Here is a 19957-nt window from a genome sequence, read left to right as displayed (position 1 = left end):
GCTCGACTACAGGAGCAATCTCATGCCTGTCTCCACCAAGGCACTCACCCCGATCCCGCAGACCAAGAGCGAGCGTCTCGCGCTCGCCATGCAGGGTCAGACCATCGTCTCCAAGGCCCTCGATGAAGGCCGCGGCCTCACGAAGGCCGAGCAGGAGACCATCGACCTGATCAAGGACCTCGCCGACCAGATCAAGGCCGAAGCCGACTCGCTGGCCGTGGCCGACGCCGAGGACGCCAAGGCCCGCGACGAGCGCCGCGCCAAGTCCGCCGAGACCGCCCGAGCCCTCGACCGGCTTGGCAAGGGCGCCACCCTCGGAACCGATGGCCAGCCCATCGGCGGACTGTTCAGCGCCAAGCAGCGAGACGACCTGATCCGGGCCGTGAAGTCGAAGACTCCCATCGGTCTCGACACCACCCTCACCAACGCCCACTTCAAGGCCGCAGCCACCGTCGGGGCGCTGAACCTCCCCGGCTTCGGCAGCGACGTCGTCACGGCCCCCGAGGGCCGCGCCGTGGTGAGTCTGCGTGACTACATGGACGTCACGACCAACGCGACGTCGCCCGTCCGCTGGTACAGCCTCAGCAACCCGGCCGACGCGAGCGTCGCGATCGTCCCGGAGGGCGGACTCAAGCCGGAGTCGAGCCTGGATCCGGACGACCACGACGACCCGCTGATCAAGATCGCCACCTGGTTCGGTGTCACCGATGAACTGGCCGAGGACGCCCCGTTCATGGTGGCCGCGATCCAGAACACGATCGTCCGGGCCGTCATGGTCAAGGAGAACCGCTACGTCCTCGACAGGGTCGACGCCACCTCCGGCATCCTCACCGGCACCACGACCGCAGACGGGCTGATCGACACGCTCGCCGCTCAGATCGCCACCTCGGAAGCCCTCACCGGCGAGTCGCCGCAGGTGCTGCTGATGAACCCCACCCAGGTGGGCGCGATCCGGCAGCAGAAGATGCAGACCAGCGGCATCTACGTCTCTGATCCGCTCGGTCCCGGCCCGACCAGCATCCACGGCGTGCCGGTCGCCTCGACGCCGGCCGTGGCCGCTGGAGTCGTCTACCTGATGACTGCCGGATGGGGCCGGTTCTACACCCGCGGCCGGGGCGATCTCCGCGTCGAGGTCGGGCTCGCGACCGGCGACTTCGAGCACAACCGGACCTCCGTCCGGGTCGAGGAGCGCGTCCTCGCCACGGTGCCGCAGCCGTCGCGGGTCACGCGCCTCACGGTGACCGCCTAGGAGCTTGCCGGGAGCGTCAACGTCACCTCCAGTGCCGAGGAGCCTCTCCTTTCGGTCGTCTCTGGAGGCCGATGGTGGCCGAGCGGTCGGTGAATCTCCTTTCTGCCGCGACGACAAGACCACCAGCGCACCCAGCACCCAACGCAGCCCCCGCCAACCGGTATCCACAGGACCCGGCGCGGGGGCTGCGTCATGCCACATCTGGCGTTCGCCCGCACGGCCAAGGGATCTCGGCCATCATGGCGACTTGTGGACCCAGCATGGATCAGCGCGGGCAGCGGTCTCGTCGGCGCCTTCGTCGGCGCATGCGCGGCCCTGAGCGGAAAGTGGATCGACGCCCGCCACGCGCGGAAAGCGGAGCAGCGACGCCAAACCGACGAACTCCTCGTGCGGTTCTGGGAGATCGCCGATCGCATGTGGCGGCTCAGTGAGGAGGGTCATTTCACCATCAGAACGATTGACAATCTCCCGGTAGGTGAACCAGCGATGCCCGGAGCACCTCCCGTGTCTGAGGAAGACCATTCCGTCTTGGCGCAGCAGGTACGAGACGCGTATCGGGCCGTGCGCGAGGCCGAGATTGAGGCGGGGGTCCTCCTGGGCCGCATGCGGTTGCTGAGCCTGCCGATCGCCGAGTACGCCGTCGCACTGCGGGATGCGTCCGTCCACTACCACTACAACCGGGACGACGATGCGTTCTCGAAGCGGGCGGCCGCCGTGGCTGCCTACGAAGCAGCGGCGTCGCGGTTCATTACGTCCTGAAGGTCGAGCCCAGAACGCACTCAGTCAGTCCAGGCAGAAAACGTTGCCTTCCGGGTCCTCCATGACGATGTGGCCGAAGCCCATCGGCGGGTCCGGCTCGAACCGCTGGACGCGTGTCGCACCCAGGTCGACCAGACGGTCACACTCCGCCTCCAACGCGGCCATCCGCTCCTCCCCCTGAAGGCCTGGGGCGGCACGCACATCAAGGTGGACCTTGTTCTTGGGAGTTATTACTTCCGATCGAGTAGACTCCGGCACGCGCTGGAAGAAGACGCGCGGGCCCTCGCCTGCGGGATCTTCAATCGCCGAGGCGTTGTTGCGCTGGTCTTCCGGCACCCCGACGCGAGCGAGGAACTCTTCCCACGCATCCAGCGGATCGCTGCCCTCGGGGACCTCGACGCCCGGCGGACCGGGGTGGACGTAGCCGAGGACATCACGCCAGAACGTGGAGAGCGCGCGCGGGTCGTGCGCGTCGAAGGTGACCTGGAAGGTGCGGGTCTCGTGTGCCATGGCTCCACCATGGCACCGAATCAGGACGGTCGGCGTCCGCTATCGACGGTGAGCAGGAGCGGGCAGCCCGAGGCCGCGGCGCTCCTCCATCCGCAGGGCGATCAGCGGGACCACGATCGCGGCGGCGACGATGTGGGTCAGGCACAGGACACCGACGAAGGCCAGGTCGAACTCGAAGAACGGCAGCACGTCGGGGACCAGCGAGAGCCCGGTGAGCACGATCATGGTGATCTGGAAGGTCGAGCGGGGCATCGTGGCCACCCGGATCATCACCTCGGCGATGATGATGCCGATCACCGAGCAGTAGACGGTGAGCATCGGGAACGCCGAGAGCGGTACGTCGCCCAGGCTGCTGCCGAAGTCGACCCCGGCCGCCTTGGCGATCAGGGCCATCAGGGTGGTGACGACCGCGGCGACACCGGTGGCCACCAGCCCGCGTGGCCACACCGGAGCCGGCCGCTCCCGGACCGGAGTGATCTCCACCGCCGGCTGGGCCGGACGGGTCCAAGCGGTGTGCTCGGACTCCCCGGGCGTACGCCTGTGCTCGGGAACGTAGAGGGTCATCGCGGCTGCTCCTTCGTCAATGCTGCAACCAACGCACACTAAGCGCGCCGCTCACGGCCGACCGCATCCAGATGCCCTCAAACAGGCGTGATTCCCGCCACCCGAACCCGTCCTGCTGCTCGAGCTCAGCCGCCGACGTACGCCGCCAGGTGCTCGCCGGTGAGCGTCGACTTCTTCGCGACGAGCTCGGCGGGCGTACCTTCGAAGACGATCAGGCCGCCGTCGTGACCGGCGCCCGGACCGAGGTCGATGATCCAGTCGGCGTGAGCCATCACGGCCTGGTGGTGCTCGATCACGATGACCGACTTGCCGGCATCGACCAGCTTGTCCAGCAGCGCCAGCAGGTTGTCGACGTCGGCGAGGTGGAGACCGGTGGTCGGCTCGTCCAGGACGTACGTCCCGCCCTTCTCCCCCAGGTGCATGGCCAGCTTGATCCGCTGCCGCTCGCCGCCAGAGAGAGTGTTGAGCGGCTGGCCGAGCTTGAGGTAGCCGAGGCCGACGTCGGACATCCGCTCGAGGATCTTGGCAGCCGCGGGCACCTTCGACTCGCCCTCGGAGAAGAACTCGTGCGCCTTGGCGACCGAGAGGTCGAGCACCTCGGCGATGTTGAGCCCGCCGAGACGGTATTCGAGCACCAGCGCCTGGAACCGCTTGCCGCCGCAGTCCTCACAGGGCGAGGCGACCGTCTCCATGAACCCGAGCTCGGTGTAGATCATCCCGTTGCCCTTGCAGGTCGGGCAGGCGCCCTCGGAGTTGGCCGAGAAGAGCGCCGGCTTGACCCCGTTGGCCTTCGCGAACGCCTTGCGGATGGGCTCGAGAAGACCCGTGTACGTCGCCGGGTTGCTGCGCCGCGATCCCTTGATCGCGCTCTGGTCGACGAACTCGACGTCGGCGCTGGCTGCCCCGGAAGTCGAGCCCAGCGAGCCGTGGATCAGCGAGGACTTTCCCGACCCGGCCACACCGGTGACGACAGTGAGCACTCCAAGCGGCACATCGACGTCGACGTTGCGCAGGTTGTGCGAGGTCGCTCCGCGGATCTCCAGATGCCCCTTGGGCTCGCGGACCGTCTCCTTCACCGAGGCGCGGTGCCCGAGGTGGCGCCCGGTCAGGGTGTCGGCCTGGGCGAGCCCCTCGAAGGTCCCCTCGAAGCAGATCGTCCCGCCGTCGCTGCCGGCCCCCGGTCCGAGGTCGACGACGTGGTCGGCGATCGCGATGGTCTCCGGCTTGTGCTCGACGACCAGGACGGTGTTGCCCTTGTCGCGCAGGTCGAGGAGCAGCTTGTTCATCCGCTGGATGTCGTGCGGGTGCAGCCCGACGGTCGGCTCGTCGAAGACGTAGGTCACGTCGGTCAGCGCGGAGCCGAGGTGACGGACCATCTTCGTACGCTGCGCCTCACCGCCGCTCAGGGTCCCCGACGGCCGGTCGAGGGAGAGATAGCCGAGACCGATCTCGACGAACGAGTCGAACAGGTGCAGCAGCCCCGCGACCAGCGGCGCCACGCCCGGGTCGTCGATGCTCCGCAGCCACTCCGCGGCATCGGTGACCTGCATCGCGCACACGTCCGCGATCGACTTGCCGCGGATCTTCGAGGAGAGCGCCGACTCGTTGAGCCGGGTCCCGCCGCAGGCCGGGCACGGCTGGAATGCCGCTGCGGCTTCCACGAACTTCTTGATGTGGGGCTGCAGCGCCTCGACGTCCTTGCTGAACATCGACTTGCGGATCTTCGGGATCAGGCCCTCGTAGGTCATGTTGATGCCCTCGAGCTTGATCTTGCGCGGCTCGGCGTAGAGCAGGTCCTGACGCTGCTCCTCGGTCATCTCCTTGATCGGCACATCCTCCGGCACGACCACCTTGTACGCGGCCACCATCCACCCGTCGGCGGTGTAGCCGGGCACCAGGATCGCCCCATCGACCAGCGACTTCGACTCGTCGATGATGACGGCGAGGTCGAGATCGGAGATCGTCCCGCGGCCCTCGCACTCGGCACACATGCCGCCGAGGTAGACCGCGTCCTTGACGATCGTCTTCTCGCCCTTGGGTCCGGTCATCACTCCGCTCGCGCGGGTGGTGGGAATGTTGAAGGAGAACGCGGTCGGACCGCCGATGTACGGATCCCCCAGCCGGCTGAACAGCGAGCGCAGCATCGCGTAGGCGTCGGTGACCGTGCCGAGCGTCGAGCGCGGGTTGGCGCCGAGCCGCTCCTGGTCGACCAGGATGGCGGTGGTCAGCCCCTCCATCGCGTCGACCTCGGGTCGCGGCAGGCTGGGCATGAACCCCTGGATGAACGTCGAGTACGTCTCGTCGATCAGCCGCCGCGACTCCGCCGCGATCGTGCCGAAGACCAGCGACGACTTCCCTGATCCCGACACTCCGGTGAACACCGAGAGCCGGCGCTTGGGGATCTCGACCGAGACGTCCTTGAGGTTGTTCTGCCGGGCCCCCTGGACTCGGATCAGGTCGTGAGTGTCTGCGCTGTGCTCGCTGTTGTGCTCGTTCGAGCCGGGGTCGGTCATGGCGATCAGGCTAGTCGGCGGCGTGAATCCAGGCCTGCACATTTCCGACTCACTTGACCTGCTGCAGCCGGATGGTGTTGCCGGCCGGATCGCGGAAGGAGCAATCCCGCATGCCCCAGTCCTGGTCGGTCGGCTCCGACATGATCTCGCCGCCGCTGGCCTCGATGCCGGCCTGGATCTTCTCGAAGGCGGCGTCGATGTCGGTGGAGGAGAGCATCAGGCTGGCGAAGGTGCCCTTGGCCATCATCTCCTGGATGACCTGGCCCTCCTCCTCGCTGATGTTCGGGTCGGCGAGCGGCGGGTAGAGGACGACGCTCACGGCGGGCTGCGCCGGCGGTCCGATCGTGAGCCAGCGCATCGCCTCGTACCCGACGTCCTTCCTCACCTCGAATCCGAGCAGGTCGCGGTAGAACCTCAGCGAGGCGTCGGGGTCGGTGTGCGGGAGGTAGCTGTGGCAGATGTTGATGTCCATGCGCTCAGGCTAGGTAAGGATCAGGCCTTGGTGCTTCTCTATTCCTGATCGAACTCCGTCTGATCGGACGGGTGACCTGCTTGGACACGCACGGAGGGATCCCGGCCTCACCGGCCACGGCCTTCTCCCGGTAGACGCTCGGCGACATTCCGACCAGCTCGCTGAACCGGGTGGAGAACGTGCCCAGCGAGGAGAACCCGACCTCGAAGCAGATGTCGGTGACGCTGAGGTCACCGCGCCGCAGCAGCGTCATCGCTCGCTCGACGCGGCGGGTCATCAGATAGGAGTAGGGCGGCTCACCATAGGCCTTCTTGAACTCTCTGCTCAGATGGCCGGCCGACATGTGTACGCCGGCGGCGAGGGCCTCCACATCCAGCGGCTGCGCGTACTCCCTGTCGATCCGGTCCTTGACCTTGCGGAGCAGCTTGAGGTCGCGCAGCCGCTGCGCCTGGTCGGGCTTCGTCGTCACCTCCGCATCTTCCCACGCCGGCAACCCCTCCAATTTGGTGATGCTGCAAGTTGTCGGTCCGAAGATGTCGAAATCGCGTGATGCCATTCGTGGAGTAGGTGAAGGAACAAAACGCGGATAGGAGAAAGTCATGTGGGACACAGCTCAGCACTCCGAGAACACCAACGTACGCAGCTTCCCGATGTCGCACTTCCTGCCGTGCCCGCGGTGCGGACACGAGGTGCACACCTACCTCGCCTGCAGCGACACCTGCGGCTGCGCACCCGTCGTGATGCCCGGCAGCGTCCCGCTGGCCGCCTAGACCTTCAGGCCCGACTCGATCGCGAAGACGACGAGCTGGGCGCGGTCACGGGCATGCAGCTTCACCATCGCGCGCGAGACGTGCGTACGGACCGTGTCGGGACTGACCACGAGCTCGGCGGCGATCTCGGCGTTGGAGCGGCCGGTGGCCACCCAGGCGACCATCTCCCGCTCACGCTCGGTCAGATCACCCAGACGCGGATGAGGGTTCGCCGCCCGACGTGAGGAGCCGAACTCCTCGATCACCCGCTTGGTCACCGTCGGGGCGAGCAACGAGCCACCGTCGGCGACGACTCGGATCGCGTCGAGCAGCGCGACCGGCTCGGCGTCCTTGAGCAGGAACCCGCTCGCGCCCAGCCGAAGCGCCTCGAAGACGTACTCGTCGAGCTCGAAGGTCGTCAGCATCACCACCCGTACGTCCTTCAGCGACGGGTCGCGGGTGACCTGCTCCAGCATGCCGAGGCCGTCGAGGACCGGCATCCGGATGTCGCACAGGACCACGTCGGGGTGGGTGCGGCGCAGCAGCGGCAGGGCGGCGCTTCCGTCGGAGGCCTCGCCGACGACCTCGAGGTCGGGTTCGGCGCCGATCATCGTCGCCAGGCCCATGCGGACGAGGGGCTGGTCATCGACCAGAGCAACCGTGATCAGCGTGTGATCGGTGATGCTCATGCCAGCCCCTCCGCGCCACCCGCCGAGGACCCAGTAAGCGGGAGGGAAGCCCGCAGCCGGAAGCCCCGTACCTCCGGCCCCGCCTCTAGGGTGCCCCCAAGTGCCTCCACGCGCGACCGCATTCCCACAATTCCCATCCCAGGACGCCTTTCCCCGCTCAACATGTCCGATCCCCGCCCGTCGTCGTCGACGGTTACGACCATCTCGGCCGCGGGGGTCGAGACGATCGCCACCTCGGCTCGCGTCGCTCCGGCATGGCGAAGCACGTTGGTGAGCCCCTCCTGGACCACGGCGTACGCAGCCCGTTCCGCCTCCGCCGACGCCGAGTCAACCTCGAGGCGGAGCGAGACCTCCAGGCCGCCGGTGCGCACCCGCTCGACGAGAGCAGGCAGGTCGGCGAGCCCGTGCTCCGGTGCCCGCGGTGCCGGATCGGTGCCGGTTTCCGTGTCGGTCAGCCGGGCGAGCTGCCGGCGGAGCAGGTCGAGCGACTCCTTGCTCTCGGCTCGGATGGCCTCCAGGTTGCGGCGGGCGGCCTCGGGGTCTCGGTCGAGGACGTGCAGTGCGGCACCGGCCTGCATCGCGATCACCGCGAGCCCGTGCCCGACGCCGTCGTGCAGATCGGCGGCCATCCGCACCCGCTCCTCGCTGACCACCCGTCGCTGCCGTTGGGCCCGGGCCTCGTTGCGCGAGCGCAGCGCGCTGGCGACCGCACCGCACGCGGCGATGAGCGCCACCTGCCCGAAGGCCTGCCACAGGGAGAGGTCGCCCTCCGGGCCGCCGCCCTGTCCCCAGGGCCCACTGCCGGGACCGCCGTCGAACTGAGGGCTTTCGGGGTTCAGCACCATCCCGGTGGCGACCAGCGCCGCGGCCACGACCGCCCACCCGATCCAGCGTCGCGGCGGCAGCGAGAGTGCCACCGCGAAGGTGACCACCGGCACCGCCATGAAGATCGGTCCCTCGGCATAGCCCGCCGTGAAGTACGCCCCGGCACACAGCCCGCTGACCGCGAGCATCCAGCCGCGAGGCCGCTGCGCGAGCACCGGGAGGACGGCGAGGAGAGCGAGCAGTGCCCCGATGAGGGCCGGCCCGCGGGTGTCGGTGCGGGCGTTGCTGCCCAGCGAGCCGACCAGCTCCACCACGACGACCAGCCACGGCAGCCAGTTGCGACGGATCCGGGACATGGACCTGACCCTAGTTCGCGCGGCTGCGCGAGACGTACGACAAATGCGGCCAGCCGCGTACGCAGATCTGCGTAACCGGGAGCATCGCCGACGCCGATGCCGACCCAGGGGGCGCCACGAGAGCGTGAGAGGCATGAATGAACGAGTGGTTGAGACCGACGGGCTGACCAAACGGTACGGCGACAGGCTCGCCGTCGACCGGGTCAGCATGACCGTCATGCGCGGCGAGGTGTACGGCTTCCTCGGCCCCAACGGGGCCGGCAAGACGACCACCTTGCGGATGATGCTCGGCCTGATCCGGCCCACCGCCGGATCCGCCAGCGTCCTGGGCCGTCCCGCCGGGCGGCCCGAGGTCACTGCCCGCATCGGCGCCCTGATCGAGGGCCCCGGCTTCTACCCCTACCTCAACGGCCGCGACAACCTGCGCACGATGGCGCGCTACCAGGGGCTGCCGAACACCGAGGTCGACCGGGTGCTCGAGATGGTCGACCTCACCGACCGGGCGAAGGACGCCTTCAAGGGCTACTCGCTCGGGATGAAGCAGCGCCTCGGCGTCGCCGCCGCGATGCTCGGCTCACCGGACCTGCTGGTGCTCGACGAGCCCACCAACGGACTCGACCCGGCCGGCATGGCCGACATGCGGGCCCTGGTCGTCTCGCTCGCCGAGGCCGGCCAGACGGTGATCCTCTCCAGCCACATCCTCGCGGAGGTGCAGGAGATCTGCGACCGCGTCGGTGTGATCAACAACGGCCGCCTGCTGCGCGAGTCGACCGTCGCCGAGCTGCGCGGCGGCGCGACCCTCCGCGTCCGGGCCACCCCCGAGGACGCCGCCCTGGCCGCACTGATGCGGATGGCCGGCGACGAGGGCGTACGCCGCGTCGGCAACGAGACGCTCGAGGTCGACCTACCCGCCACCGCGGCCCCCGATGTCGTACGTCAGCTGGTCGCCCACTCCATCGATGTCCACGAGGTCACCGTCGCGGAGCGTTCCCTGGAGGACGCCTTCTTCGAAATGACCAGCAACAAGGAGCTCGTGTCATGAACGCGCTGAACGTAAGAGGCTGGATCAACAGCACCTCCGCCGAGCTGCTGCGCCTGCGCAAGTGGTCGGCGATCTGGGTGATCGTCGGCGCCTGGCTGGCGCTGTCGCTCTCCTTCGGATACGTCTTCAACTACGTCGCCTACAAGACCGGCGACGACAACTTCGCCGGCGACGGCGCCAGCAACGCACAGCTCCTCTCCGAGCTGATGCCGAGCGCGATCCCGGACGTCATCGTCAGCGGCCTGCCGATGTTCGGCGGCGCCCTGGCGATGGTGGTCGGAGCGCTGGTGGCCGGCAACGGGTTTGGCTGGGGCACCTGGAAGACCGTCTTCACCCAGGGTCCGAGCCGGCTCGCCGCCGTCGGCGGCTCGCTGACCGCGGTGACCATGTTCATCTTCGCGATGATGACCGCGACCCTGGCTCTGTGCGCGGGTGTCTCGGTGGCGATCGCGGCGACCGAGGGTGAATCGATCACCATGCCCGCCCTGAGCGATCTGGCGCAGTCGTTCGGCGCCGGGTTCCTGGTGCTGGAGATGTGGGCGCTGCTCGGGTTCCTCGTCGGTGTGCTCGCCAAGGGGCCGGCACTCGCCGTCGGCCTGGGCCTGGTCTGGTCGCTGGTGGTCGAGAACCTGCTGCGCGGCGTCGGCAGCCTGCTCCCGGGCATCGAGACCGTCACCGACGCCCTTCCGGGCACCGCCGGAGGCTCCTTGGCGGGCGCGATCATCGGCGGGCCCAACGGCACGCCGGGAATCCTCGACGCGATCTCGGGCGAGCGAGCGCTGATCACCGTGGCGGCGTACGTCCTGGTCGCAGCGGTCGCGGCGGTGGTCGTGATGAGGCGGCGTGACCTGGCCTGACCTCGGGAAACATGCCTCTAGCACACGCCGGGACGGGTCCGTGACACGTCTCGGCGTGTGACCGACAATCGGGATGTGATCCTCGTTAAGTCTACTGTTTTGGTGGACAACAACCAGGTTGCCCGCTCTCAACGCCGAGACACTCCCGTCTAGAAGAGGTTCCCACCCGTGTCCTCAAACACGCCTGAGCCCACCCCGCTCATCGAGGCTCCCAAGTCCAAGCTCCCGCTGATCATCGGGATCGTCGTCGCCGCCGCCATCGTGATCGGCGGCCTCGCGTTCTTCCTCACCCGCGACGACGACGCCGGCAGCGAGCTGACCAAGGTCAGCATCGGCGTCGTGGGCGCCGACGACCCCTACTGGAAGACCTTCCAGGATGCCGCTCGTGAAGAGGGCATCGACCTCGAGGTCAAGAACTTCGGTGACTACAACCAGCCCAACCCGGCGCTGTCGGAGGGCGAGCTGGACCTCAACCAGTTCCAGCACATCATCTTCCTGGCCGACTACAACGTCCAGAACGACGACGACCTGGTCGCGCTCGGCTCGACCGCGACCTATCCCCTGGGCCTCTACTCCTCGAAGTACACCTCGCTCGACGACATCAAGGCCGGCGAGACCGTGATCGTCCCCGACGACGAGACCAACCAGGCCCGCGGCCTGGTGCTGCTGCAGTCCAAGGGCCTGATCGAGCTGACCGACGGTGGCACCCCGTTCAGCACCATCAAGGAGGTCGACACGGCCGCGTCCAAGGTGAAGGTCCGGGCGGTCCAGGCCTCGATCACCGCCTCCTCGCTCCCCGACGTCGCCGCGGCGATCATCAACAACGACTTCGTCGAGGACGCCGGCCTGAAGTTCGAGGACGCGCTGGCGACCGACGACCCCTCCGACCCGAAGGCGCTCCCCTACGTCAACATCTTCGCCGTACGCGCCGAGGACAAGGACAACGCGACCTACAAGAAGCTGGTCGAGATCTTCCAGACCAACGAGGACGTGCAGCAGGGGGTCTACGAGACCTCCGGCAACACCGCCGAGATGGTGAAGATCCCCGTCGAGGACCTGCAGAAGTCGCTCGATGACACCGAGAAGCAGGTCGAGGAGCGTCAGTGACGCACTCGGCCACCGTTGCGGAGCCGCTGGTGCGGCTCCGCAACGTCACCAAGACCTACCCGGCGGCGAAGGGGCGCAACGAGGTCGTCCACGCCGTCGCCGACGTCGACCTCGACATCGCCGCCGGTGACATCCAGGCGATCGTCGGCTACTCCGGGGCCGGCAAGTCCACCCTGGTCCGGCTGCTCAACGGCCTCGAGCCGGCCACCTCGGGCTCCATCCAGGTCGGCGGGACCGAGCTGGTCGGCCTGCACGAGCGGCAGCTGCGGCCGATCCGCCTGGACATCGGAATGATCTTCCAGCAGTTCAACCTCTTCGAGTCGCGTACGGTCTGGGGCAACCTGGCCTACCCGCTGCAGATCGCCGGCGTCGCCAAGGCTGAGCAGCAGCGCCGGATCTCTGAGCTGCTCCACTTCGTCGGGCTCCCTGACAAGGCCCACACCTACCCGCGCAACCTGTCGGGCGGACAGAAGCAGCGCGTCGGCATCGCCCGCGCGCTCACCACCAACCCGTCCCTGCTGCTCGCCGACGAGGCCACCAGCGCGCTCGACCCGGAGACCACGCACGAGGTGCTGCGCCTCCTGAAGCGCGTCAACCAGGAGTTCGGCACCACCATCGTCGCGATCACCCACGAGATGGAGGTCGTCCGCGAGCTGGCCGACCACGTTGCGGTCATGGAGAACGGGCGCGTGGTCGAGTCCGGAGCCGTCTACGACGTCTTCTCCGCCCCGCGGCAGCCGGTGACTCGGCGCTTCGTCGGCACCGTCGTCGACGATGAGCCCGCCCCGGACGCGCTGGCGGCACTGCGGTCCCGCCATCCCGGCCGGTTCGTGAAGGTCGAGCTGCGCGAGGGCGGCCCTCGCCAGACCGACATCTTCGCGGTCCTCCTCGAGCGCGGGATCGCCTTCGAGCTCGTCTTCGGCGGCATCGAGGAGATCCAAGGCGCCACCTTCGGCAACCTGACGCTCGCCCTCGACGGTCCTGCGGCCTCGGTCGACGAGGCCGTACGCGAGCTGGCCGCCCTCGTCACCACCAAGGAGGTGTGATGCTGACCGCTCTCCCCACCGCTCTACCGACCGACACCCGCCTCGGCGAGCTGTGGCCCGACATCTGGCAGGCCACCGGCGAGACGCTGCTCATGGTGGCGCTGACGATGCTGATCGGCGGCACCCTGGGTCTGCTGCTCGCGCTCGGGCTCTACCTGACCCGCAAGGGCGGACTGTACGAGAACGTCGTCGTCTCGGTCGTGCTCAACGTGCTCGTCAACTTCTTCCGACCGATCCCGTTCATCATCTTCATCGCCGCCGTCCAGCCGGCGGCGCGGCTGGTCGTCGGCACCGGCATCGGCATGCCGGCGGTGGTGTTCTCGCTGATCCTCGCCGCGATGTTCGGCATCGCCCGGATCATCGAGCAGAACCTGGTGACCGTCCCGCCGGGAGTGATCGAGGCTGCCCGGGCGATGGGCGCGAGCCGTGCCCGGATCGCCGCCACCGTCGTCCTTCCCGAGGCGTTGGCACCGATCATCCTCGGCTACACCTTCGCCTTCGTCGCGGTCGTCGACATGTCGGCGGTCGCCGGCCTGATCGCCGGTGGCGGTCTGGGCAGCTTCGCCCAGACCTTCGGCTACCGGCAGTACGACCCGACCGTCACCTGGGTCTGCGTGCTCATCCTGGTCGCGCTCGTGCAAGTCATCCAGCTGCTCGGCAACACGCTCTCGGCGCGGATCCTGCGCCGCTGAGCCTGGGCCCTCAGGCGCGAGCCAGGATCTCGCCGTGGAGGACGGAGAACCAACCGTCCTCCGCTTGAGCCCACGACCGCCACCCGTCCGCGACCCGGGCGAGGTCGGCGGTCGTGGCGTCTCCGGAGTCGACGAGCTGACGAGCGACCGCCGAGTCGGTGAACCGGTCGGCCCACATCCCACCCCACCATGACCGGTCCTCGGGGTCCGAGAAGCACCAGGTGCTCGAGGTGGCCTCGATGTCGTCGAACCCGGCAGTGCGTGCCCAGGAGACCAGCCGCCGGCCCGCGTCGGGCTCACCGCCGTTGGCCCGCGCGGCCCGCCGGTAGAGCCGCAGCCACTCGGTCAGCTCGGCAGACTCCGGCCACCAGACGAAAGCCGCGTAGTCGCTGTCGCGCGCGGCCACGATGCCCCCGGGCTTCGTCACCCGCCGCATCTCCCGCAGCGCCTGCACCGGGTCCGCCACGTGCTGCAGCACCTGATGAGCGTGAACCACGTCGTACGCATCGTCCTCGATGCTCAGCGCGTGCACGTCCTCGACCCGGAAGTCGATGTTCGTGACTCCCCCGGCCTCGGCGGACTGCCGGGAGAGCTCGAGCTCCGCCTCCCCGATCTCCGTGGCGGTCACGTGAGCGACCCGGCCGGCGAGACCGAGCGTGATCGTCCCCGGCCCGGCACCCACGTCGAGCAGCCGCTGCTCAGGGCTCAGCTGGGACAGCAGGTACGCAGCGGAGTTCTCCGCCGTACGCCACCTGTGCGAGCGCAGGACCGACTCGTGATGGCCATGGGTGTAGGTCGACATGCATCGACCCTACGCGTTGAATCCCGAAAAGTGAGACGGAAATATCACTATACGGACATGCGCGGAAGTGTCGAGTCGGCGCAGCCGAGCCGCCGTCGGGCCCAGAGCATCCCGCCCAGGAGCCCGCCGAGGAGCAGCGTGTTGAGCACGATCACCACGCCGGTCTCGAACGGCGCCGCGCCACCACCCGGCCGTGCGTCCTCGGGCGCCACCTCGTGCCGGTCGAACACGACCTGCGCCTGGTCAGAAGCCTGGGGCTCGTCGGCCCTCGCCGCGCTCAGCGCAGCAGAGGCGAGGACGACGGCAACCAACCCGGCGAGCAGAATCCGCAAGGTGCGACTCATCATGGTCCCGAGCGTGCGCGCCGGGGCCGTCAGGAACCCGACGCAGACCGTCCCTACCGGCAACAACCCGGTGAACAATCAGGAGGAGTCGATCAGGTCGAGATCAGCCGGTTGAACACCCGGTTGGCCCAGCTCGGGGTGACTCCGGAGAGGCCGAGCAGGACGCGCGCCTTGGTGCCGACGCCGCGATGGACTCCACCGAGGAGGCCGTGGCCGCTGGTCGCGGCGGCGTAGACCGACTCCGCGACGTCGTCGGGCGTGAGCGAGACCTTGAGCCGCCGCAGCGCCGGGAAGTCGTGACCCCACACCATGGAGGTGTCGGCGAAGAGCGGCCACAGGGCCGTCACCGTGATCCCGTCGCCGGACCATTCCAGGTCGAGAGCCTCGGAGAGACCGCGTACGGCGAACTTGGTGGCGGAGTAGATCGCCATGCCCGGCTGGCCGTAGATGGCCGAGGCGGAGGCGAGGTTGACGACGTGGGAGCCGGGCCGCAGGAACGGGCGCGCGAGGTGGCAGCCGTTGACCAGGCCCTTGACGTTGACGTCGATGATCGCCTGCTGCCGGTCCAGCGGCAGGTCGGCGAACTTGCCGATCTGGATGATGCCGGCGTTGTTGACGAGTACGTCGAGGCTGCCGCCGCTGACGGCGACGAAGCCGTCCAGGGCGGTCTGCCAGGACACGGCGTCGCGTACGTCGAGGGTTCCGGTGACCAGCTCCCCGGCGAGCGGCTCGACCTCGGTCGTCAGCGATGCCAGGCCGTCGAGGTCGATGTCATAGGCGCCGACCAGCCAGCCCTCGCGGGCGAAATGCAGTGCGGTCGCACGGCCGATGCCGGCGGCCGCGCCGGTGATCAGTACGGACCGGGGCACGCCGCGGTCAGGCCCTGGCGTAGTCGTTGCTGGTGTCGAAGAACCAGACCGTCGAGTCGGTGCACACGATCCGGTCGAGCTTGCCGACCGCGACCTGCGAACGCGGCGTCTTGCCCGAGGCCAGCACCACGTCGTAGGCGTCACTGGTCCGCATCACCGACCACGGCTCGGACTCGGTGCCCTCTCCGGTGCTGATGATGCTGTCAAGCGCCGACTGGGCCAGGATCGACTCGCGTTGGGCCTGCTCGAGATTGCCAAGGCCGCGCTGGGCATCGGCCAAGGCGGCGTGGGCCGACGGGCTGAAGATCGCGCCGGGCATCAGCCCATGGACGGCGGCGATCGCGCCGGCGTAGTCGCCGACCGACATCATCGGGGCGATCATCTCGGTGATCTCGAGATCGGGCCGGAAGTTCGGAGCCTCGAGGATCGCCTCACGTAGGGCTCTCAACGACTCCGGGCTCGGTTCGCGAAGATAGACGTCAAGCAGCTCAGCGTACGTAGCCAACAGGGGTCCCCCTTGAATAACGGTCGCCGTGCACGGTAGCCAATAGCGCGGCTACGTGGGGCGGTTGACAACGATTATGCGCCCTTTTGTGACCCGGAAGTTGCGCGGGCCGTGTGTTTCTAGCGCCAGCCGAGGTCTGGGGCTACGTGGGTCAGGATGCTCTCCAGGGCATGTGCGTTGTAGTCGACGCCGAGCTGGTTCGGCACGGTGAGCAGCAGCGTGTCCGCGGCCTGGATCGCCTCGTCCCCGGCGAGCTCCTCGACCAGGACGTCGGGCTCGGCGGCGTACGAACGCCCGAAGATCGCGCGGGTCTGATCGTCGATGTTGCCGATCTGGTCCTTGGTCTGCCGGTCGAGGCCGAAGTAGCGCCGGTCCTCGTCGTTGACGAGGGCGAAGATGGACCGTGAGACCGAGACCCGGGGCTCGCGCTCGTGGCCGGCCTCCTTCCACGCTTCTCGGTAGGCCTCGATTTGCTCGCGCTGCTGGATGTGGAACGGCTTGCCGTTCTCGTCGTTCTTGAGGGTCGAGCTCTGCAGGTTCATCCCGAGCCCGGCCGCCCACCGTGCGGTCGCCAGCGAGCTCGAACCCCACCAGATCCGGTCGCGCAGCGTCTCGGAGTAGGGCTCGACCCGGAGCTTGCCCGGCGGGTTGGGGAACATCGGCCGCGGGTTTGGCTCGGCGAACTGCGCCCCTTCGATGATCTTGAGGTACGTCTCGGTGTGAGCACGCGCCATGTCGGCCTCCGAGGCGCTCTCGCCGGGGTCGTAGCCGAAGTAGCGCCAACCCTCGATGACCTGCTCGGGTGAACCGCGGCTGATCCCGAGCTGCAGGCGCTCGCCGGAGATCAGGTCGGCGGCCGCCGAGTCCTCCGCCATGTAGAGCGGGTTCTCGTAACGCATGTCGATGACACCGGTGCCGATCTCGATCTTCGAGGTGCGGGCGCCGACGGCGGACAGCAGCGGGAAGGGCGAGGCGTACTGGCGGGCGAAGTGGTGGACCCGGAAGTACGCACCATCGACTCCGAGCTCCTCGGCGGCGACCGCGAGCTCGATCCCCTGGATCAGCGCGTCCCGTGCCGACTGCGTCTGCGAGTAGGGCGACGGTGTCCAGTGGCCGAAAGACAAGAATCCGATGTTCTTCACGAGTAGTAGAACTCTCAACCGACCCGCGAGATTCCCTCAGGGCGGTGGCGGACGCCGACCATGCCAGGTCAGCTACGGCGGCTGGGACCTTCGCCTCTGAGCGTTCTGCCCTCCGGAACCGGCCCCTGAACTGACGCCACCTTGTGGGTTGTGACCTGCAGGTCTGCGTTCTGCTTTCATTCCGTCAACACGCGGGAGCGCGTTCCTGAGCGATGTAAAGCGGACGCCCACACGGCATCAACAACTGCCCCTTATGAGTTTATCTATCGGTCGACCGAATAATCATATCGGTCGACTGACCAGGGAAAACAATGTCTCGGCGTGTTGTCCGAGCTCTTCCGAAGTCGAGGATTATCGTGTTACATATCAGGCAGCTTCACCGATAAAGACCAACCAACATTCTCTGGGGGATGAATTAATTATGTGGGACACCGTTGAGGTGCAGAGCTTCACGCTTTCTCACGACATGCCGTGCCGCGACTGCGGTCACGCCCGTCACCGCTTCTTGCCGTGCGACTCCGACTGCGACTGCCGCGCCCACGAGGTTGCGGAGCTACTGGAGGTCGCCGGCGCTCGCTGAACGACCTGGCGTCAGCTGTCTCGGGCGTCCAGAAACGGTGGCCACCGCAGTCGCGGTGGCCACCGTTCTTTTGTTCGAAAGATCTTTTGGTGGCGGAAGCAGATCGTCCGCAACCAGGAAGAGGATCGGTCCATGGACATCGTTCTCGTACCCGGCCTCTGGCTGGACGCCTCCTCATGGGACCTCGTCGTCCCCCATCTGACCGACGCCGGCCACACCCCGCGGCCGCTCACCCTGCCCGGCCTCGAGTCGGCCGAGACCGACCGGTCTGGTGTGCATGTCGCCGACCAGGTCGCCGCCGTGGTGGCCGCCATCGACGAGTCACCCGGACAGGTGATCCTCGTCGGCCACTCGATGGGCTGTGCGGTGGCCGGTGCAGCCCTCGATGCGCGCGTCGACAAGGTCGCCGCCGTGGTCTACGTCGGCGGCTGGCCGGCTGAGCCGGGCATGATCCCGGCCAAGAACTTCCCGACCGACGGCGCCGACCTGCCGCCGGTGCCGTGGGAGGAGTTCGACGAGGCCGACGTACGCGACTTGGACCGCGCCACCTTCGAGGCCCTCCTGCGGCCGTCCCCCGCCAGCCTGACCTCCGAGCCGTTCGAGCTCGGCGACGAACGTCGCTACTCGGTCCAGGCGGTGTTCGTCTGCCCCGAATACACCGCGGCCGACCTGAAGGAGTGGATCGCCGACGGCACCGAGTCGGTCGCCGCCATCCCGAAGCACAAGGACGCGACCTTCGTCGACCTGCCCACGGGACACTGGCCGCAGCTGTCCAAGCCGGCCGAGCTCGCCGCCATCATCGGGCAGAGCATCGGCCGCAGCGGCGCGTAGTCGGCCGTCAGGTAGCGTCGATTGCGTGCGCACTCGGCTCGCTGCCCTGACCACCGTCACAGCCCTGGCGCTCGTCGCCGGCTGTGGCGGTGAGCCGTCATCGGATCCGGCCGACAGCCCGTCGGCGTCATCACCTCCCCCTTCCTCGACGCCCGTCCCTTCACCTACGACGGTGCCGCTCGACGATGCGTCGGTCCCACTGGCAGATCGCCTCACCCAGGCGATGGCGACGGTCGCCGCCGGGAAGCCAGGAGCAGAGGACGTACGTGAGGCCGCGCTCTTCGAGCAGACGACTGCCCGAGACCTTGCCCGTGGGTCCAAGGCGAAGGCCGACGATGTGTTGGGCGCGCTAAGCCGCGCCGACCGTGCCCAGCTCGAGTCAGACATCGCCGCGGCCCGCGAGCTCATGGTGATGACCGATCCCCAGCCCAAGCTCCCGGACTGGAAGATCCTGACGCCGCCGACGCCGGACGAGCTGCGCCCGCTCTACCGCAAGGCGCAGCAGGAGACCGGGACGCCGTGGGAGTACCTCGCCGCCGTCCACCTGGTCGAGACCCGCATGGGCCGCATCCGCGGCACCAGCACCGCGGGCGCCCAGGGCCCGATGCAGTTCCTGCCCTCGACCTTCGCCCAGTACGGCGCCGGCGGAGACATCAATGACCCTGCCGACGCGATCATGGCGGCCGGCCGCATGCTCGCCAACAACGGCGCTCCCGGCGACATGGCCGGCGCCCTGTGGTCCTACAACCACTCCGACCGCTACGTGGCGGCCGTCAGCGCCTACGCCGAGCAGATGAAGCGCGAGTCCGCTGCGTACGACCTCTACTGGCACTGGCAGGTGCTCTACCGCCACCAGGACGGCACCATGCTGCTCCCCGAGGGCTACCCGCAGAAGAAGCCGGTACGCATCAGCCCCTAGTAGGGGCGCTCGACGGCGTACTGGACGAGGCCGACGTCCTCGCCGCGGTAGGTGTCGGTGCCGTGGCGGCCGGTCTCGATGAAGCCGGTCGCGTCGAAGAGCTTCTTGGCTCGGGTGTTGGTCTCGTGCGTCTCGGCCCAGATCCGGGTCAGGTCGAGGACGGAGAAACCGTAGGTGAGCGCGGTCTTGATGGCTCGTTGGCCGAGGCCCTGGCCCCATCGTGAGCTGGGGCCGATGGCGATGCCGAGCTCGCGGGTGTCGGGGGCCAGGCCGTGGATGTCGGCGTAGCCGACGACCTCCTCGTCGAGCTCCACCGCGAGCCTGATCAGCTCGGGCGGCGGGGCGTCGATCAACCGGCGCCAGTGGCGGAGGTGGCCGTCACGGTCGCGCTCCGGCCAGCCGTTGGCCACCCGGAACTCCTCATCGTGTGCCCAGTCGGCGAAGACGTGTTCGTCACCTGGTGACAGCGGGCGCAGGCGCATGGTGTCGGTGCGGGGCATCGGCCGAGTCTCTCAGATGAGGCGCTCGGCCGATC

General features: G+C 68.3%; 23 protein-coding genes. 10 read left to right on the top strand and 13 right to left on the bottom strand.

Annotated features, from left to right (window positions below; all coding sequences use genetic code 11):
* Positions 1–22 precede the first annotated feature (22 nt).
* Positions 23–1249 carry a phage major capsid protein gene (locus AB0F44_RS01080; RefSeq protein WP_357351819.1) on the top strand — a complete coding sequence of 409 codons (1227 nt, stop codon included), beginning with the start codon at positions 23–25 and terminating at the stop codon, positions 1247–1249.
* 249 nt (positions 1250–1498) lie between these two features.
* Positions 1499–2008 carry a hypothetical protein gene (locus tag AB0F44_RS01075; RefSeq protein ID WP_357351817.1) on the top strand — a complete coding sequence of 170 codons (510 nt, stop codon included), beginning with the start codon at positions 1499–1501 and terminating at the stop codon, positions 2006–2008.
* 24 nt (positions 2009–2032) lie between these two features.
* Here AB0F44_RS01075 and AB0F44_RS01070 read toward each other — a convergent pair whose 3' ends face one another.
* The 5 genes from AB0F44_RS01070 to AB0F44_RS01050 all read right to left on the bottom strand — a co-directional run bounded on the left by AB0F44_RS01070 (position 2033) and on the right by AB0F44_RS01050 (position 6536).
* On the bottom strand, positions 2033–2518 hold the full coding sequence (locus AB0F44_RS01070; RefSeq protein WP_357351815.1) for a VOC family protein: 486 nt from the start codon (positions 2516–2518) through the stop codon (positions 2033–2035).
* Positions 2519–2557: 39 nt separating this feature from the next.
* A complete protein-coding gene (locus tag AB0F44_RS01065) occupies positions 2558–3082 on the bottom strand; it encodes a DUF6069 family protein (protein WP_357351812.1) in 525 nt (174 codons plus the stop codon).
* A 125-nt stretch (positions 3083–3207) separates the two neighbouring features.
* On the bottom strand, positions 3208–5595 hold the full coding sequence (locus tag AB0F44_RS01060) for an excinuclease ABC subunit UvrA (protein WP_357351810.1): 2388 nt from the start codon (positions 5593–5595) through the stop codon (positions 3208–3210).
* A 49-nt stretch (positions 5596–5644) separates the two neighbouring features.
* Positions 5645–6067, bottom strand: a complete 423-nt coding sequence (locus tag AB0F44_RS01055; protein ID WP_357351808.1) for a VOC family protein — start codon at positions 6065–6067, stop codon at positions 5645–5647.
* Between the two features lie 4 nt (positions 6068–6071).
* A complete protein-coding gene (locus AB0F44_RS01050) occupies positions 6072–6536 on the bottom strand; it encodes a helix-turn-helix transcriptional regulator (RefSeq protein WP_357351806.1) in 465 nt (154 codons plus the stop codon).
* A gap of 130 nt (positions 6537–6666) precedes the next feature.
* On the opposite strand from AB0F44_RS01050, the gene AB0F44_RS01045 reads away from it, so the two are divergent.
* Positions 6667–6837: a hypothetical protein gene (locus AB0F44_RS01045; RefSeq protein ID WP_201451019.1), complete on the top strand. Its 171-nt coding sequence runs from the start codon at positions 6667–6669 to the stop codon at positions 6835–6837.
* On the opposite strand, the gene AB0F44_RS01040 is transcribed toward AB0F44_RS01045, so the two are convergent.
* Entirely contained in the window at positions 6834–7505 is a 672-nt protein-coding gene (locus tag AB0F44_RS01040) for a response regulator transcription factor (RefSeq protein WP_357351803.1), read from the bottom strand. The two genes, AB0F44_RS01045 and AB0F44_RS01040, sit on opposite strands and share 4 nt — an antisense overlap.
* On the bottom strand, positions 7502–8686 hold the full coding sequence (locus tag AB0F44_RS01035) for a histidine kinase (protein WP_357351801.1): 1185 nt from the start codon (positions 8684–8686) through the stop codon (positions 7502–7504). The genes AB0F44_RS01040 and AB0F44_RS01035 overlap by 4 nt, the downstream gene beginning before the upstream one ends.
* Positions 8687–8819: 133 nt before the next feature.
* Here AB0F44_RS01035 and AB0F44_RS01030 point away from each other — a divergent pair, with 133 nt between their 5' ends.
* The 5 genes from AB0F44_RS01030 to AB0F44_RS01010 all read left to right on the top strand — a co-directional run bounded on the left by AB0F44_RS01030 (position 8820) and on the right by AB0F44_RS01010 (position 13430).
* Positions 8820–9728, top strand: coding sequence for an ABC transporter ATP-binding protein (locus AB0F44_RS01030; protein ID WP_357351797.1), 909 nt, complete (start codon positions 8820–8822; stop codon positions 9726–9728).
* Positions 9725–10585 (top strand): ABC transporter permease, encoded by an 861-nt coding sequence (locus AB0F44_RS01025; protein ID WP_357351795.1) that lies wholly within the window; start codon positions 9725–9727, stop codon positions 10583–10585. The genes AB0F44_RS01030 and AB0F44_RS01025 overlap by 4 nt, the downstream gene beginning before the upstream one ends.
* A gap of 168 nt (positions 10586–10753) precedes the next feature.
* Positions 10754–11692 carry a MetQ/NlpA family ABC transporter substrate-binding protein gene (locus AB0F44_RS01020; RefSeq protein ID WP_350658352.1) on the top strand — a complete coding sequence of 313 codons (939 nt, stop codon included), beginning with the start codon at positions 10754–10756 and terminating at the stop codon, positions 11690–11692.
* Positions 11689–12738, top strand: coding sequence for a methionine ABC transporter ATP-binding protein (locus AB0F44_RS01015; RefSeq protein WP_357351793.1), 1050 nt, complete (start codon positions 11689–11691; stop codon positions 12736–12738). The genes AB0F44_RS01020 and AB0F44_RS01015 overlap by 4 nt, the downstream gene beginning before the upstream one ends.
* Positions 12739–12830: 92 nt before the next feature.
* Positions 12831–13430 (top strand): ABC transporter permease subunit, encoded by a 600-nt coding sequence (locus tag AB0F44_RS01010; protein WP_357352693.1) that lies wholly within the window; start codon positions 12831–12833, stop codon positions 13428–13430.
* Positions 13431–13440: 10 nt separating this feature from the next.
* Here the strand turns inward: AB0F44_RS01010 and AB0F44_RS01005 are convergent, their stop codons facing one another.
* The 5 genes from AB0F44_RS01005 to AB0F44_RS00985 form a co-directional block, all read right to left on the bottom strand.
* Positions 13441–14232 carry a methyltransferase domain-containing protein gene (locus tag AB0F44_RS01005; RefSeq protein WP_357351791.1) on the bottom strand — a complete coding sequence of 264 codons (792 nt, stop codon included), beginning with the start codon at positions 14230–14232 and terminating at the stop codon, positions 13441–13443.
* A 47-nt stretch (positions 14233–14279) separates the two neighbouring features.
* A complete protein-coding gene (locus AB0F44_RS01000; protein ID WP_357351789.1) occupies positions 14280–14579 on the bottom strand; it encodes a hypothetical protein in 300 nt (99 codons plus the stop codon).
* An 89-nt stretch (positions 14580–14668) separates the two neighbouring features.
* Positions 14669–15445 carry an SDR family oxidoreductase gene (locus AB0F44_RS00995; RefSeq protein ID WP_357351787.1) on the bottom strand — a complete coding sequence of 259 codons (777 nt, stop codon included), beginning with the start codon at positions 15443–15445 and terminating at the stop codon, positions 14669–14671.
* A 7-nt stretch (positions 15446–15452) separates the two neighbouring features.
* Entirely contained in the window at positions 15453–15950 is a 498-nt protein-coding gene (locus AB0F44_RS00990) for a DUF4919 domain-containing protein (protein WP_350658363.1), read from the bottom strand.
* A gap of 119 nt (positions 15951–16069) precedes the next feature.
* The gene (locus tag AB0F44_RS00985) at positions 16070–17092 is read right to left on the bottom strand and encodes an LLM class flavin-dependent oxidoreductase (protein WP_357351785.1); all 1023 of its coding nucleotides are present in this window, start codon (positions 17090–17092) and stop codon (positions 16070–16072) included.
* Positions 17093–17804: 712 nt separating this feature from the next.
* Here AB0F44_RS00985 and AB0F44_RS00980 point away from each other — a divergent pair.
* Together AB0F44_RS00980 and AB0F44_RS00975 are read left to right on the top strand one after the other, a co-directional pair.
* Positions 17805–18503, top strand: coding sequence for an alpha/beta hydrolase (locus AB0F44_RS00980; protein WP_357351783.1), 699 nt, complete (start codon positions 17805–17807; stop codon positions 18501–18503).
* A 25-nt stretch (positions 18504–18528) separates the two neighbouring features.
* Positions 18529–19422 carry a lytic transglycosylase domain-containing protein gene (locus tag AB0F44_RS00975; RefSeq protein ID WP_357351781.1) on the top strand — a complete coding sequence of 298 codons (894 nt, stop codon included), beginning with the start codon at positions 18529–18531 and terminating at the stop codon, positions 19420–19422.
* Here AB0F44_RS00975 and AB0F44_RS00970 read toward each other — a convergent pair.
* A complete protein-coding gene (locus tag AB0F44_RS00970) occupies positions 19419–19922 on the bottom strand; it encodes a GNAT family protein (RefSeq protein WP_350658370.1) in 504 nt (167 codons plus the stop codon). The genes AB0F44_RS00975 and AB0F44_RS00970 overlap by 4 nt on opposite strands.
* Positions 19923–19957 lie beyond the last annotated feature (35 nt).

The sequence above is a fragment of the Nocardioides sp. NPDC023903 genome, assembly GCF_040639295.1.
In the GTDB taxonomy this organism is placed as follows: Bacteria; Actinomycetota; Actinomycetes; order Propionibacteriales; family Nocardioidaceae; genus Nocardioides.
The sequence above is the reverse complement of the archived record's forward strand: the minus strand, read 5'-3'. Positions and strand labels throughout refer to the sequence as shown.